The organism is Serratia sp. CY47444, assembly GCF_052168635.1.
Classification (GTDB): domain Bacteria; phylum Pseudomonadota; class Gammaproteobacteria; order Enterobacterales; family Enterobacteriaceae; genus Serratia; species Serratia bockelmannii.
Genome location: NZ_JBJNMH010000046.1, coordinates 1 through 523 on the forward strand (window position 1 = coordinate 1; position 523 = coordinate 523).

Genomic DNA, 523 nt, shown 5'->3' on the forward strand with positions numbered 1-523 from the left:
GACTGGCGAACTTCTCCTTCCACCAGAACGTGCGGAGACAACATGCCCAAACTCCCCCTGACGCCCGAACAGCGTATTAAAGAACTTGAGCAGCAACTGGCTGAATCTGAAGTCAAAGCCCAGTTCTTCGAAGCTGTCGTCAAAGTGATGAACACCGACTTTGGCGCCACGCTGACAAAAAAGCAGCTAACCGCCTTATCGCGCAAACACAAGTACCGGGACTCACAGTAACGCGGGCCTGCCGATGGATGGGCATCAGCCGACAAGCGTGGTATCAGTCCCTGCAGCGTGAAGCAGGCAAAGAGGAGCAGGCCCGGCATCTCGTCGAACAGGTGACGGCCATCCGCTTGCACCAACCCCGACTGGGGACACGTAAGCTGCATCACCTGTTGCGGCAACACCCCGAACCGGCGTTGCATGTGGGCCGTGACCGGTTGTTCAGTATCCTGCGCTGCGCGCGGTTACTGGTGATGCCTAAACGGGCATATCACAAGACGACGTACAGCCATCATCGTTTTTATCG

At 56.8% G+C, this 523-nt stretch carries 2 pseudogenes; both read left to right on the top strand.

Features of this window, described 5'->3' with window-relative positions:
* Positions 1–231 (top strand): annotated as a pseudogene (locus ACJ8IL_RS24740) (hypothetical protein); the annotation flags it as partial.
* 17 nt (positions 232–248) lie between these two features.
* Positions 249–523: pseudogene (locus ACJ8IL_RS24745) on the top strand (IS3 family transposase); the annotation flags it as partial.